Source organism: Agrococcus citreus, from assembly GCF_039527715.1.
In the GTDB taxonomy this organism is placed as follows: domain Bacteria; phylum Actinomycetota; class Actinomycetes; order Actinomycetales; family Microbacteriaceae; genus Agrococcus; species Agrococcus citreus.
Window position 1 is genome coordinate 414,569 of sequence record NZ_BAAAKK010000001.1, and the last position, 13,059, is coordinate 427,627.

Genomic DNA, 13,059 nt, shown 5'->3' on the forward strand with positions numbered 1-13,059 from the left:
CAAGGCGCCCCGGCGCCGCGCAAGGAGCGCCCATGCCAGCACCGATCTCGCTCGTGGAGCTCCGACCCCAGGTCGGCGCGGAGCAGATCGTCGCGAGCCTCGTGCCGCCGCCGCAGTTCGACGGCGCGACCTTCGAGACGTACCGACCGGACACGGCGCATCCGTCGCAGGGCGAGGCGCTGCAGCGGATGCAGGAGCTCGTCGGCGCGTGGACGAAGCCGAAGCGGGGCCTGTTCCGCAAGGCGCCGGAGGTGAAGCCGGGGATCTACCTCGACGGCGGCTTCGGCGTGGGCAAGACGCACCTGCTCGCGGCGCTCTGGAAGGCGATGCCCGGGCCGAAGGTGTTCGGCACGTTCATCGAGTACACGGCGCTCGTCGGGGCGCTCGGCTACGCCGAGACGGTGCAGCAGCTGCGCGGCTCGAGCATCGTCTGCATCGACGAGTTCGAGCTCGACGACCCGGGCGACACGATGGTCATGACCCGGCTGCTCGGCGAGCTCGTCGCGAACGGCACGAAGCTCGCGGCGACGAGCAACACGCCCCCGAACGCGCTCGGCGACGGCCGCTTCGCCGCCTCGGACTTCCTGCGCGAGATCACCGCGATCGCCGACCGGTTCCAGATCATGCGGATCGACGGCGAGGACTACCGCCACCGCGACATCACGGGGCACGCGCCCGTCGTCGACGACGACGCGATCCCGGGGGAGCTCGACGCGATCGACGGCACGACGGCGCTCGACGACTTCGACGCGCTCATCGCGCACCTCGCGCACGTGCACCCGTCGCGATACATCGGGCTCGTCGAGGGTCTGCGCGGCCTGGGCCTGCGCGGCGTGCGGGTGCTCACCGACCAGAACGACGCGCTGCGCTTCGTGGCGCTCGTCGACCGGCTGTACGACGCGCAGGTGGCGCTGCGGGCGAGCGGCACGAGCCTCGACCAGGTCTTCAGCGAGGAGATGCTGGGCGGCGGCTACCGCAAGAAGTACCTGCGAGCGATCTCGCGCCTCGTCGCGCTCGCGAACGAGTAGCCGCGCCTCAGACCCCGTCGATGCGGTGCAGCTGCTCTTCGGCGTCGCGCGCGCTGCGCTCCGCCTGGTCGACCGGCGGGTACGAGCGGTTGAGCACCGCGAGGTAGACCGCGCCGAGCACCGCGGCGATGAGCGAGCCCGCGAGCACGCCGAGCGTGCCCTCGACGATGAGCTCCTCGGTCGAGCGGTGCGCGAGCTCGTTCATGAGCAGCGAGACCGTGAAGCCGATGCCGCCGAGCAGGCTCACCCCGACGAGCTCGCTGAAGCGCACGCGCTCGAGCTTCGGCACCCGCAGCGCGCTCTGGCCGATGAGCCCGGCGGTCGTGATGCCGACGAGCTTCCCGACCGGCAGCGCGATGACGATCGCCCAGAAGACGGGGCTCAGCTCGCCGAGCGGCACCTGCGGGATCGCGACCGACGCCGACGTGAACGCGAACAGCGGCAGCACGATGCCGTTCGAGAACGGCTCGAGCTTCTCGCGCGCCGACTCGGCGGGGGCGGGGGAGAGCACGAGGCCGAGCGCGACGCCCGCGATGGTGGCGTGGATGCCGCTCATCGCGACGAGCCACCAGGTCACGAGCGCGACGACGAGCAGCAGGATGCGCAGCGGCCAGCTGCCGCGCTTGCCGCGGTAGACGCGGCCCAGCAGCCAGAACGCGACGACGCCGAGCGCGGCGAGGCCGAGGTGGAGCACCGAGACGGTCTCGGTGAAGAACACGGCGATGAAGAGGATGCCGATGAGGTCGTCGATGACCGCGAGCGCGAGCAGCAGCGCGCGCACGTTCGAGGGCAGTCGCCTGCCGACGAGCGCGAGCACCCCGAGCGCGAACGCGATGTCGGTCGCGGTCGGGATCGGCCAGCCCTGCGCGCCGTCGGCGCCCGCGAGGTTGAAGTAGAGGATCGCCGGCACCGCGACGCCGCCGAGCGCGGCGATCGTGGGCACGGCCGCCTTCGAGATGCTCGAGAGGTCGCCCTGCGTGAACTCGTAGCGCAGCTCGATCGCGACGACGAAGAAGAAGACGACGAGCAGCCCGTCGGTCACCCAGTGCGCCGCGGAGAGGTCGAGGCCGAAGACGGTGAACGGCAAGTGGGCGTGCTTCGCCGCATCCAGGCCCGGTCCGAGGCCCGTGTTCGCGACGAACAGGCCGAGGATCGCGGCTCCCAGGAGGAGCATCGCCGACACCTGAGGGTTGCGGATCCACGTCATGCCTCCATCCTTCCACTCGGCCGCGCGCGGCGGCTCCCGCAGGAAACGCGCTCGAAACACGCCCGCGCATCCGTAACCGACGCGAAACGCGACCGCGACGGCACGCGAAACGCGGCGGGTGGAACCTCTGGGTAGTCCCACTTCGGATACCCCCAAGGAGCACCACATGGATGCAGGCAGCATCGCCTTCGGTGTCATCGCGACAGCCCTCGTGCTGTTCATGACCCCCGGGCTCGCGTTCTTCTACGGCGGGCTCGTGCGCGCCAAGAGCGTCATCAGCATGATGATGATGTCGTTCGGCGCCATCGGCCTCGTCGGCACCCTCTGGATCCTCTACGGGTTCAACATGGCGGCCGTCGACTCGCCCTTCGCGTTCTCGGGCAACCCCTTCAGCGACGTCGGCCTCGCGGCCCTCGCCGCGGGCGAGAGCGCGAACACCGACCTCGTCGGCGTCGCCTACGGCTCGACCTTCGCGATCATCACGGTCGCGCTCATCTCGGGCGCCATCGCCGACCGCGCCAAGTTCGGGGCCTGGATGCTCTTCGCCGGCGCGTTCGCGACGCTCGGCTACTTCCCGATCGCGGCGTGGGTGTGGGGCGGCGGCTGGGCCTATTCGCTCGGCGAGCTGCTCGGTCTGCCCGCCGTCATCGACTACGCGGGCGGCACCGCGGTGCACATCAACGCCGGCGCCGCGGCGCTCGCGCTCACGTTCGTGCTCGGCAAGCGCATCGGCTTCACGAAGGGCGCCCACAAGCCGCACAACGTGCCGTTCGTCATCCTCGGCGCGAGCATCCTGTGGTTCGGCTGGTTCGGCTTCAACGTGGGTGCGGAGTGGCTGAACGGGCTCGGCAACGCGGGGCTCATCACGCTCAACACCATCGGCGCGACGGCAGCCTCGATCTGCGCCTGGCTGCTCGTCGAGAAGCTCAAGGACGGCAAGCCGACGTCGGTCGGCGCCGCCTCCGGCGCCGTCGCGGGGCTCGTCGCGATCACCCCGGCGTGCGCCAACCTCACGCCCGGCTGGGCCCTGCTGCTCGGCGTCGTCGCCGGAGCGGTCTGCGCGCTCGCCGTCGAGCTGAAGTGGAAGCTCGGCTTCGACGACTCGCTCGACGTCGTGGGCATCCACCTCGTCGGCGGCCTGATCGGCACGATCTACCTCGGCTTCTTCGCGACCGACACCGGCCTGCTGCTCGGCGGCGGCCTCGGCCAGCTCGCCGTGCAGGTCATCGCGGCGGTCGGCGTGATGCTCTACGCCTTCGTCGTCGCCTTCGCGATCGGGTTCGCGATCGAGAAGACGATCGGCTTCCGCGTCAAGAACGAGGACGAGCTCGCCGGCATCGACCAGACGATGCACGGCGAGGAGGCCTACGGCTACGAGCTCGAGCGCGAGCGCCTCTGACCCGCACGCACCCCGAGGGGGGCCGGCGCGAGCCGGCCCCCTTCGCGTGCCACGGCTCTTGCCGGACCCGTTCCTGGCTGGATCGGGTCCATCCGCGTCAGAGGGAGACGGCGCCGCGCACCTTGTGGCCGACCGCGATCGACTCCGACGAGATCGCCGAGCGCGGCGACAGCAGCGGCAGCACGGCGAACGCGACCTGCTCGGGGCTCGAGTCGCCCGGCTCGCCCTGGGCGACCTCCGCCGTCGGCGACTCGGTCACCGGTCCGGGGTTCACGACGTTGACGGCGACGCCCGAGCCGGCGAGCTCGTCCGCGAGCGACTGCGCCGCGATGATGAGCGCGGCGTTCCGCACCGCGCCGGTGATGTTGCCGGTGATGAGCGCGTTCTGGCCGCTCAAGCCGACGATCCGGCCGTAGCCGGCCGCGCGCATCGAGGGGATGACCGCGTTGGCGATGCGCAGGAACGTCATCGCCTTCCCGTCGACGGCGGTCGACACCTGCGCGGGGTCACCGCTGCGGGCCGGGTCGAGCGACTGCGCGGGCGGCGCGGCGGCGACGACGAGCGCGTCGATGCGGCCGTGCTGCTGGAGCAGCTGCGCGACGGCCGCGTCGACGGACGCGTCGTCGGCGCCGTCGAGGTGGATGTCGGCGCCGTCGCCGCGCGCGGCGGTCACGACGGTCGCGCCCTCGGCGCGCGCGGCATCCGCCACCGCGCTGCCGATGAGGCCCGTGCCGCCGACGACGAGGATGACGTGGTCGTTGAGCTGGAGGTCCATGCCGGCCACGCTAGCGGGGTGGCCTGGCGGCTCCTCGGCGCGAGCGGCGCTCGGCCGGTGCCGAGGTTCGAGGCGTACGGTCGCGGCCACGACGCGCGGGCGACGGGCCCGCCGGGAGGAGGCACGGATGCACGAGGGACACGAGCACGACGCGCAGGACCCCGGCGAGGTGCAGGTCAGCACGTTCGGCGCGCACGTGGCAGAGCTCGAGGCGTGCGCGGCGGCATGCCGCGACTGCGCGCGCGCCGATCGCGAGGAGGGCATGGAGGACTGCGCCGTCATGTGCGAGGCGTGCGCCGACCTGTGCGAGGCGGCCGCGCGCATCCTCGCCCGGGGGAGCCTGCCGCAGGCCGCGAGCGATGCGCTGCTCGCGGCGTGCGCGGCGATGTGCCGCGCGTGCGCCGCCGAGTGCCGTCGGCACGACTCGGAGCACTGTCGCGCGTGCGCCGAGGCGTGCGAGCGGTGCGCCGAGATGTGCGAGGCGGGCTGATCCGACCGGATGCGCAGGTCGGACACGACCAAGGCCCCGGCTGCTGCCGGGGCCTTCTGCGGTGGGCGATACCAGACTCGAACTGATGACCTCTTCGGTGTGAACGAAGCGCGCTACCAACTGCGCCAATCGCCCGTGCCCGCGAGCGAGGATCGCGATGCGGACCGGTCAAGTCTGCCACAACTCGCGGCGTGCGCGTGACCGACGGCGCGCATCCGCGACACGTCCGCGGCGATTTGGCGTTGGCGTCGAGGCGTGGGTATAGTCATGCGAGTGCTCAGCGATGAGCCCCGCGGATGTGGCGCAGTGGTAGCGCATCACCTTGCCAAGGTGAGGGTCGCGAGTTCGAATCTCGTCATCCGCTCGACAGCAATGTCAGCGACAGCAATGTCGTGAGAGTCAATCTCACACCACCTGGTGGGGTGGCCGAGTGGTGAGGCAGCGGCCTGCAAAGCCGTCTACGCGGGTTCGAATCCCGTCTCCACCTCGAGCACACCGCAAGGGCGATTGGCGCAGCGGTAGCGCGCTTCCCTGACACGGAAGAGGTCACTGGTTCGAACCCAGTATCGCCCACACAGAAGCCCCCGGTCCTGCCGGGGGCTTTCGCGTGTCCGCAGCGCGTCGAGCGCAGCCGCGGCCGTCAGAGCGTGCGCGCCCAGGCGCCGTCGACGAGGCTGAACTCGACCCACCCGCCGCCGGGCGCCTTGCCGGGGAGCCGCACCGAGCTGATCACCCTGCTCGCCCGCACGAGCGCGGTGCGCACCTCGCGGCGTCCCGCCCATCGGCGCAGCTCGAGCGGGTCGGGACCGCACGCCTGCAGCTCCGCGAGCACCTCCGCGATGTCGGCGGCGGAGTAGACGGAGCGCTGCGTGGGGTGATCCATGACTCGAGCGTATGCCGGGCGTGCGCGCCACGCGTGGCCGGGGGAGCGGCGGCCGGCTCCCCATGCCCCGTTGGGGTACAGGGAGTAGCCTCCCGGTGTGATCGCAGCCTCAGCCTCCACCGTCGAGCTCGGCACCCGCTTCGCGCGCGAGCTGCCCGAGCTCGCGGTGCCGTGGCAGGCCGAGGAGGCGCCCGACCCGCAGCTGCTCGTGCTCAACGCGCAGCTCGCCGCCGAGCTGGGCTTCGACGCCGAGGCGCTGCGCAGCGCCGACGGCGTGCGGCTGCTGCTCGGCACGGCCGTGCCCGACGGCGCGACCCCCGTGGCGCAGGCGTATGCCGGGCACCAGTTCGGCGCCTACTCGCCCCGGCTCGGCGACGGCCGGGCGCTGCTGCTCGGCGAGCTCGCGGACGAGACCGGCGCGCTGCGCGACCTGCACCTCAAGGGCTCCGGTCGCACGCCGTTCGCGCGCGGCGGCGACGGCCTCGCCGCGGTCGGGCCGATGCTGCGGGAGTACGTCATCAGCGAGGCGATGCACGCGCTCGGCATCCCGACGACCCGCTCGCTCGCCGTCGTCGCGACGGGCCGGTACGTGCGTCGCGACGAGCTGCTGCCCGGCGCCGTGCTCGCTCGCGTCGCGAGCAGCCACGTGCGAGTCGGCACCTTCCAGTACGCCCGCTCCACGGGCGACCTCGAGCTGCTCCGCCGGCTCGCCGACCACGCGATCGACCGCCACGCGCCGGCCGCAGCGGACGCCGAGCGGCCGTACCTCGCCCTGCTCGAGGCCGTGAGCGCCGCACAGGCCGCGCTCGTCGCGCGATGGATGCTCGTCGGCTTCGTGCACGGCGTCATGAACACCGACAACATGACCATCTCGGGCGAGACGATCGACTACGGCCCGTGCGCGTTCATGGAGGGCTTCGACCCCGCGACGGTCTTCAGCTCGATCGACCACCGCGGGCGCTACGCGTACGGCAACCAGCCGGCCATCGCGCAGTGGAACCTCGCGCGGCTCGCCGAGGGCCTGCTGCCGCTCATCGACGACGACCAGGAGCGCGCCGTCGAGCTCGCCGTCGCGGCGCTCGAGCGGTTCCCCGCGCAGTACGGCGAGGCGTGGTCGGCCGGGATGCGCGCGAAGCTCGGCCTCCCCGCCGACGTCGACGACGCATCCGCGACGGCGCTCGCGTCGGAGCTGCTGCCCATGCTCGAGCTGAGCCAGGTCGACCTCACGTCGTTCTTCCGCGGCCTGAGCGGCGTCGTCCGCGGCGCACCCGACCCCGTGCGCGACCTGTTCGTCGACCGGGAGGCGTTCGACGCGTGGGCCCAGCGATGGCTCGCGCTCGGTCCGGACGCCGATGCCATGGATCGGGTGAACCCGGTGTACATCCCTCGCAACCACCTCGTCGAGGAGGCGCTGGCCGCGGCGACCGAGGGCGACCTCGAGCCCTTCGGTCGGCTGCTCGACGCCGTCAGCCGCCCCTTCGAGGAGCGGGACGGGCTCGAGCGCTACGCGGCCCCGAGCCCCGAGCGCAGCTTCCGGGCCTACCGCACCTACTGCGGCACGTGAGGGTTGCCCCCGCGCCTACGATGGTCGAGTGACCACCGGATTCGATCTCTTCACCGACCGTGCCATCGTCGCCATGCGCGTCGACGGCGAGCTGCAGGACCTCGCTCGCGAGCTGACCGAGACGCAGACGGTCGAGTCGGGATCGGTCGAGCCGGTGACGATCGACAGCCCCGACGGCCTCGACATCCTCCGCCACTCGGCCGCGCACGTGCTCGCGCAGGCGGTGCAGCGCGTCAACCCCGAAGCGCGCCTCGGCATCGGCCCGCCCGTGCAGGACGGCTTCTACTACGACTTCGACGTCGCCGAGCCCTTCTCGAGCGACGACCTGAAGGCGCTGCAGAAGGAGATGGAGCGCATCATCAAGGCCGGTCAGCGCTTCGTGCGCCGCGTCGTCACCGACGACGAGGCCCGCGCCGAGCTCGCCGACGAGCCGTACAAGCTCGAGCTCATCGGCCTCAAGGGCGGGGCCGACAAGGCCGCCGAGGGCGCATCCGTCGAGGTCGGCGCCGGCGAGCTCACGATCTACGACAACGTCGACATGAAGTCGGGCGAGGTGGCGTGGAAGGACCTGTGCCGCGGCCCGCACCTGCCCTCGACGCGGCTCATCGGCAACGGCTTCGCGCTCATGCGCGTTGCGGGCGCGTACTGGCGCGGCAAGACCGAGCTGCCGCAGCTGCAGCGCATCTACGGCACCGCCTGGCCGTCGAAGGACGAGCTGCGCGCCTACCAGCAGCGCCTCGAGGAGGCCGCGAAGCGCGACCACCGCAAGCTCGGTCGCGAGCTCGACCTCTTCTCGTTCCCCGAGGAGATCGGCTCGGGCCTCTCGGTCTGGCACCCGCGCGGCGCGATCGCCCGTGGCGAGATGGAGCAGCACGCCCGCCGCCGCCACATCGAGCAGGGCTACAGCTACGTCTACACCCCGCACATCACGAAGCAGGACCTCTTCGCGACCTCGGGGCACCTCGAGACGTACGCCGAGGGCATCTGGCCGCCCATCCACATGGACGAGGAGCGCGACGACGAGGGCAACGTCACGAAGCAGGGCGTCGACTACTACCTCAAGCCCATGAACTGCCCGATGCACATCCTCGTCTACAAGAGCAGCGCGCGGAGCTACCGCGACCTGCCGCTGCGGCTCGCCGAGAACGGCACCGTCTACCGCAACGAGCTCTCCGGCGCGCTGCACGGCCTCACGCGCGTGCGCGGGTTCACGCAGGACGACGCCCACCTGTTCGTCACGCCCGAGCAGCTCGAGGAGGAGACGACGAAGGTCCTCGAGTTCGTGCTGTCGCTGCTGCAGGACTTCGGCCTCACCGACTTCCGCCTCGAGCTCTCGATGCGCGACGACGAGAAGGAGAAATGGATCGGCGACGAGGTCATCTGGGAGACGGCGACGGATGCGCTGCGGCGCGTCGCGAAGGCCTCCGGCCTCGACGTCGTCGAGGAGCCCGGCGAGGCCGCGTTCTACGGCCCGAAGATCGACCTCAAGGTGACCGACGCGATCGGCCGCTCCTGGCAGCTCTCGACGGTGCAGCTCGACTTCAACCTGCCGGAGCGCTTCGAGCTCGAGTACACCGCCGCCGACGGCTCGAAGCAGCGGCCGATCATGATCCACCGCGCCCTCTTCGGCTCGATCGAGCGCTTCTTCGCGATCCTCGTCGAGCACTACGCCGGCGCCTTCCCCGTCTGGCTCGCCCCGGTGCAGGTCGTCGGCGTGCCGGTCGCGGTCGACTACGCCGACTACCTCGATCGTCTCGCCGCGCAGCTGCGCGCCAAGGGCGTGCGCGTCGAGGTCGACCGCAGCGACGAGCGCATGCAGAAGAAGATCCGCACGCACACGCTCATGAAGGTGCCGTTCCAGCTCATCGCCGGCGAGAAGGACCGCGACGCGGGCAGCGTCTCGTTCCGGTTCCGCGACGGCACGCAGGACAACGGCGTGCCGGTCGACGAGGCCATCCGCCGCATCGTCGAGGCGATCGAGACGAAGGCCCACGTGTGACCGAGCCTCGGGACATGGACGAGCCGGCGGAGCGCGCCGCCGTCAAGCGCGACGCGCTGCCGCCGTTCGACCCCGCGGAGGCGCAGGAGCCGCCGCTCGTCGGCGAGCACGCGTGGGGCGCGCCGACGCAGATGTCGAGCGAGCTGCCGGGCGTGCCCGACCACTTCCAGCGGCTCTGGACGCCCTACCGGATGGTCTACATCCAGCAGGGCCAGATGCCCGAGCAGGACGCGTGCCCGTTCTGCCGCGCGCCCGAGCTCTCCGACGACCAGGGGCTCATCGTCCACCGCGGCGAGACGTGCTTCGTGCTGCTCAACCTGTTCCCGTACAACACCGGCCACATCATGGTCTGCCCGTACCGGCACGTGGGCATGTACGACCAGGCGACCACCGAGGAGGTCGCCGAGATGGCTGTGCTCACGCAGACGGCGATGCGCGTGCTCTCGCAGGTCACGCGCTGCCAGGGCTTCAACATCGGCCTCAACCAGGGCCGCATCGCGGGCGCCGGCATCGCCGACCACCTCCACCAGCACATCGTGCCGCGGTGGAGCCTCGACTCGAACTTCTTCCCGATCATCGCGAAGACGAAGGCGCTGCCCATCCTCTTGGAGGACATGCGCCAGGACATCCAGGCAGCCTGGCCGGCCTGATGACCTCGTACCCACCGGCCGGCGAGCAGAAGGCACCATCATGAACGACTCCACCACCGGCTCCGCTCGCGTCAAGCGCGGGCTCGCCGAGATGCTGAAGGGCGGCGTCATCATGGACGTCGTCACCCCCGAGCAGGCGCGCATCGCCGAGGACGCCGGCGCGGTCGCCGTCATGGCGCTCGAGCGCGTCCCCGCCGACATCCGCGCGCAGGGCGGCGTCGCCCGCATGTCCGACCCCGACCTCATCGACGCGATCAAGGCCGAGGTCTCGATCCCCGTCATGGCGAAGGCCCGCATCGGCCACTTCGTCGAGGCGCAGGTCCTCGAGGCGCTCGAGGTCGACTACATCGACGAGTCCGAGGTGCTGAGCCCCGCCGACTACGTCAACCACATCGACAAGTGGCCCTTCACGGTGCCGTTCGTCTGCGGCGCGACGAACCTGGGTGAGGCGCTCCGGCGCATCACCGAGGGTGCCGCGATGATCCGCTCGAAGGGCGAGGCCGGCACGGGCGACGTCTCGGAGGCGACCAAGCACATCCGCACGATCAAGGGCGAGATCCGCAGGCTCCAGACGCTCTCGAAGGACGAGCTCTACGTCGCGGCGAAGGAGCTGCAGGCGCCGTTCGAGCTCGTCGCCGAGGTCGCCGAGCGCGGCGCGCTGCCCGTCGTGCTGTTCACCGCCGGCGGCGTCGCGACGCCCGCCGACGCGGCGCTCATGATGCAGCTCGGCGCCGACGGCGTCTTCGTCGGCTCCGGCATCTTCAAGTCGGGCCAGCCCGAGCGCCGCGCCGCCGCGATCGTGAAGGCGACCGCCGCGTTCGACGACCCGAAGGCGATCGCGGATGCGTCGCGTGGGCTCGGCGAGGCGATGGTCGGCATCAACGTGGCCGACCTGCCGGCGCCGCACCGCCTCTCCGAGCGCGGCTGGTAGCGGTGGGCCGACCGGGCGGAGCCCGCGTCGGCGTCCTCGCCCTGCAGGGCGACGTGCGCGAGCACGTCGCCGTGCTCGAGGCGCTGGGCGCCGCCGTGTCGCTCGTGCGCACGCCGGCGCAGCTCGCGGCCGTGGACGGCCTCGTGCTGCCCGGCGGCGAGTCGAGCGTCATCGACAAGCTCTCGCGCACCTTCGGCGTGCGCGAGCCGATCCGCGAGCGCATCGCCGACGGCATGCCCGTCTACGGCACGTGCGCCGGGCTCATCCTGCTCGCCGACCGCATCCTCGACGGACTGCCGACCCAGCTGCCCTTCGGCGGCCTCGACGTCGACGTGCGGCGCAACGCGTTCGGCAGCCAGGTCGACTCGTTCGAGGCCGAGCTCGCGGTGCCGGCGCTCGGCGAGGAGCCCGTGCACGCGACCTTCATCCGCGCGCCCGCGGTCGAGCGCGTCGGTGACGGTGTCGAGGTGCTCGCGAGCGTCGACGGCCGCGTCGTCGCCGTCGAGCAGGGCGCGCTGCTCGGCACCGCCTTCCATCCCGAGGTCGGCGGCGAGCTGCGCTTCCACCGGCGGTTCCTCGCGCACGTGGACCGTGTCAGCGGTGCGTGATCGGATGCGGTCGTGGTGAGAGCGACGACCGCGCAGGGATCGCGCGCTCCGGCGAGCCCCGCGGCCGTCGGTCGATCGGCGAGCCGCATCGGGCGCGTGCCATGGCAGGCGCTCTGGATCGGGCTCGCCGTCATCTGGGGCTCGTCGTTCCTGCTCATGAAGCTCGGGCTCGAAGCGCTGCACCCGATGCAGATCGCGACGCTGCGCATCGGGATCGCGGCCGTGACGCTGCTCGTGCTCTCCGCCGCGCTGCGCACGCGGCTGCCGCGCGACGCCGGCACGTGGGGACTGCTCGCGATCTGCTCGTTCTTCCTCACGACGCTGCCGTTCACGGCATTCGTCGTGGCCGAGACGCGCATCTCGTCCGGGCTCACGGGCCTCGCCAACGCCTTCACGCCGGTCGCGACCGTGCTGTTCGCGCTCCTGCTGCTGCCGAGCGACCGGCTGACGACGCGGAAGCTCGTCTCGGTGCTGCTCGGGTTCGTCGGCGTCGTGCTCATCGCCCAGCCGTGGACCACCGAGCAGGGCCCCGACCTGCTCGGCATCGCGATCGCCGTGCTCGGCGCCGCCTCGTACGGCGTGGGCTGGACGCTCAACCGCCGGCTGCTCGGCCAGCGCGAGGTGCCGGGCCTCGCGCACCCGACCGCGCTCATGATCACCGGGCTGCCGATGTCGGTGCTCGCGCTGCTCGGCTGGGCCGCGATCGACGGCTCGTCGCCGGTCGCGCTGCACGGATCCGCCGAGGCGCTGCCGCTCGCCCTCGTGGCCGTCGCGGTGCTCGGCGTCGTCGGCACCGGGGTCGCCTACATCCTGCAGTTCGAGGTCGTGCGCGCCGTCGGCCCGACCGTCGCAGCGACCGTCACGTACCTCATCCCGGTGGTCGCGGTGACGCTCGGCGTCGTCGTGCTCGGCGAGCACGTGGGGCCGTGGCAGCTCGCGGGCGCCGCGATCGTGATCGGTGCCGGCGTGCTCGTGCAGGCGAAGCCGAGGGTGCGACCGCGGCGAGGCTCGGCTCCTGCCGCCTCTGGCTCCTGACGCTCCCGGCCTCGAGCACCTGTTTGACTGACCCCATGCAGCTCTACTCCAGCCGTCCGGGGCAGGCCACCTGGCAAGCGGTCGGCGACGTCGTCGCCATCGGCACGATCGTCGCGGCGGTCTGGGTGTCGCAGCAGGTGGGCGCCGCGATCTCGTCGCTCGGCGCGTTCGGCGCGCAGATCGAGACGGCTGGCAGCGGCTTCTCGACGACGCTCGCCGACGCGGGCGAGGCGCTCGCGCAGGTGCCGCTCGTGGGGGAGGGCGTCGCGCAGCCGTTCCGCGACGCCTCGGGCTCGGCGACCGACCTCGCCGCCGCCGGCACGGCGCTGTCGAGCACCGTCGACACGCTCGCCGCGACCGTGGCGACGGCGCTCTGGCTGCTGCCGGTGCTGCTCGTCGCGCTGCTCTGGGTCGTGCCGCGGCTGCGCTTCGCGACCCGCGCTCGCGCGACGAGCGCGCTCGTGCGCTCGCCGGCCGGCCCCGCCCTGCT

13 protein-coding genes and 4 tRNA genes are annotated in these 13,059 nt (G+C 72.0%); 13 read left to right on the top strand and 4 right to left on the bottom strand.

Translation table 11 applies throughout. The features are described 5' to 3' along the window. Positions 1-32: 32 nt before the first annotated feature. Positions 33-1,028 carry a cell division protein ZapE gene (gene zapE, locus ABD106_RS02025; RefSeq protein WP_343916800.1) on the top strand — a complete coding sequence of 332 codons (996 nt, stop codon included), beginning with the start codon at positions 33-35 and terminating at the stop codon, positions 1,026-1,028. Positions 1,029-1,035: 7 nt separating this feature from the next. Here the strand turns inward: zapE and ABD106_RS02030 are convergent, their stop codons facing one another. Next, a complete protein-coding gene (locus ABD106_RS02030) occupies positions 1,036-2,235 on the bottom strand; it encodes a Na+/H+ antiporter NhaA (RefSeq protein WP_343916802.1) in 1,200 nt (399 codons plus the stop codon). A 166-nt stretch (positions 2,236-2,401) separates the two neighbouring features. Between ABD106_RS02030 and ABD106_RS02035 the strand changes: the two genes are divergently transcribed. Then, the gene (locus ABD106_RS02035; RefSeq protein ID WP_343916804.1) at positions 2,402-3,634 is read left to right on the top strand and encodes an ammonium transporter; all 1,233 of its coding nucleotides are present in this window, start codon (positions 2,402-2,404) and stop codon (positions 3,632-3,634) included. Positions 3,635-3,731: 97 nt separating this feature from the next. Here ABD106_RS02035 and ABD106_RS02040 read toward each other — a convergent pair whose 3' ends face one another. Next, positions 3,732-4,409, bottom strand: a complete 678-nt coding sequence (locus tag ABD106_RS02040; RefSeq protein ID WP_343916806.1) for an SDR family NAD(P)-dependent oxidoreductase — start codon at positions 4,407-4,409, stop codon at positions 3,732-3,734. 127 nt (positions 4,410-4,536) lie between these two features. Here ABD106_RS02040 and ABD106_RS02045 point away from each other — a divergent pair, with 127 nt between their 5' ends. Beyond that, the gene (locus ABD106_RS02045) at positions 4,537-4,899 is read left to right on the top strand and encodes a four-helix bundle copper-binding protein (RefSeq protein ID WP_343916808.1); all 363 of its coding nucleotides are present in this window, start codon (positions 4,537-4,539) and stop codon (positions 4,897-4,899) included. A 62-nt stretch (positions 4,900-4,961) separates the two neighbouring features. Here the strand turns inward: ABD106_RS02045 and ABD106_RS02050 are convergent. Next, a tRNA-Val gene (locus ABD106_RS02050) sits at positions 4,962-5,034 on the bottom strand. A gap of 157 nt (positions 5,035-5,191) precedes the next feature. Between ABD106_RS02050 and ABD106_RS02055 the strand changes: the two genes are divergently transcribed. From ABD106_RS02055 to ABD106_RS02065, 3 genes are all read left to right on the top strand, one after another. Further along, a tRNA-Gly gene (locus ABD106_RS02055) sits at positions 5,192-5,263 on the top strand. A 52-nt stretch (positions 5,264-5,315) separates the two neighbouring features. Next, positions 5,316-5,386, top strand: a tRNA-Cys gene (locus tag ABD106_RS02060). Between the two features lie 14 nt (positions 5,387-5,400). Then, positions 5,401-5,472: transfer RNA gene (locus ABD106_RS02065), tRNA-Val, on the top strand. Between the two features lie 67 nt (positions 5,473-5,539). On the opposite strand, the gene ABD106_RS02070 is transcribed toward ABD106_RS02065, so the two are convergent. After that, a complete protein-coding gene (locus tag ABD106_RS02070; RefSeq protein ID WP_343916810.1) occupies positions 5,540-5,782 on the bottom strand; it encodes a hypothetical protein in 243 nt (80 codons plus the stop codon). A 97-nt stretch (positions 5,783-5,879) separates the two neighbouring features. Here ABD106_RS02070 and ABD106_RS02075 point away from each other — a divergent pair, with 97 nt between their 5' ends. The 7 genes from ABD106_RS02075 to ABD106_RS02105 form a co-directional block, all read left to right on the top strand. Next, on the top strand, positions 5,880-7,346 hold the full coding sequence (locus tag ABD106_RS02075) for a protein adenylyltransferase SelO (RefSeq protein ID WP_343916812.1): 1,467 nt from the start codon (positions 5,880-5,882) through the stop codon (positions 7,344-7,346). A gap of 73 nt (positions 7,347-7,419) precedes the next feature. Then, positions 7,420-9,345, top strand: a complete 1,926-nt coding sequence (gene thrS, locus ABD106_RS02080; RefSeq protein WP_343917858.1) for a threonine--tRNA ligase — start codon at positions 7,420-7,422, stop codon at positions 9,343-9,345. A 131-nt stretch (positions 9,346-9,476) separates the two neighbouring features. Then, entirely contained in the window at positions 9,477-9,995 is a 519-nt protein-coding gene (locus ABD106_RS02085) for an HIT family protein (RefSeq protein WP_343917860.1), read from the top strand. A gap of 40 nt (positions 9,996-10,035) precedes the next feature. Beyond that, a complete protein-coding gene (gene pdxS, locus ABD106_RS02090) occupies positions 10,036-10,926 on the top strand; it encodes a pyridoxal 5'-phosphate synthase lyase subunit PdxS (RefSeq protein ID WP_343916814.1) in 891 nt (296 codons plus the stop codon). Further along, positions 10,920-11,534 carry a pyridoxal 5'-phosphate synthase glutaminase subunit PdxT gene (gene pdxT, locus ABD106_RS02095; protein WP_425545716.1) on the top strand — a complete coding sequence of 205 codons (615 nt, stop codon included), beginning with the start codon at positions 10,920-10,922 and terminating at the stop codon, positions 11,532-11,534. The genes pdxS and pdxT overlap by 7 nt, the downstream gene beginning before the upstream one ends. A 12-nt stretch (positions 11,535-11,546) precedes the next feature. After that, entirely contained in the window at positions 11,547-12,569 is a 1,023-nt protein-coding gene (locus ABD106_RS02100; protein ID WP_343916818.1) for a DMT family transporter, read from the top strand. A 35-nt stretch (positions 12,570-12,604) separates the two neighbouring features. Next, positions 12,605-13,059 (top strand): hypothetical protein (locus ABD106_RS02105; protein ID WP_343916820.1); only part of this gene is annotated, 455 nt, incomplete at its 3' end.

Bases quoted from the DNA above. Each gene is read 5' to 3' on its own strand.
- zapE (WP_343916800.1), top strand. From the start codon at position 33: ATGCCAGCACCGATCTCGCTCGTGGAGCTCCGACCCCAGGTCGGCGCG.
- ABD106_RS02030 (WP_343916802.1), bottom strand. From the start codon at position 2,235: ATGACGTGGATCCGCAACCCTCAGGTGTCGGCGATGCTCCTCCTGGGA.
- ABD106_RS02045 (WP_343916808.1), top strand. From the start codon at position 4,537: ATGCACGAGGGACACGAGCACGACGCGCAGGACCCCGGCGAGGTGCAG.
- pdxS (WP_343916814.1), top strand. From the start codon at position 10,036: ATGAACGACTCCACCACCGGCTCCGCTCGCGTCAAGCGCGGGCTCGCC.
- thrS (WP_343917858.1), top strand. From the start codon at position 7,420: ATGCGCGTCGACGGCGAGCTGCAGGACCTCGCTCGCGAGCTGACCGAG.
- ABD106_RS02085 (WP_343917860.1), top strand. From the start codon at position 9,477: ATGTCGAGCGAGCTGCCGGGCGTGCCCGACCACTTCCAGCGGCTCTGG.
- ABD106_RS02040 (WP_343916806.1), bottom strand. From the start codon at position 4,409: ATGGACCTCCAGCTCAACGACCACGTCATCCTCGTCGTCGGCGGCACG.
- ABD106_RS02070 (WP_343916810.1), bottom strand. From the start codon at position 5,782: ATGGATCACCCCACGCAGCGCTCCGTCTACTCCGCCGCCGACATCGCG.
- ABD106_RS02035 (WP_343916804.1), top strand. From the start codon at position 2,402: ATGGATGCAGGCAGCATCGCCTTCGGTGTCATCGCGACAGCCCTCGTG.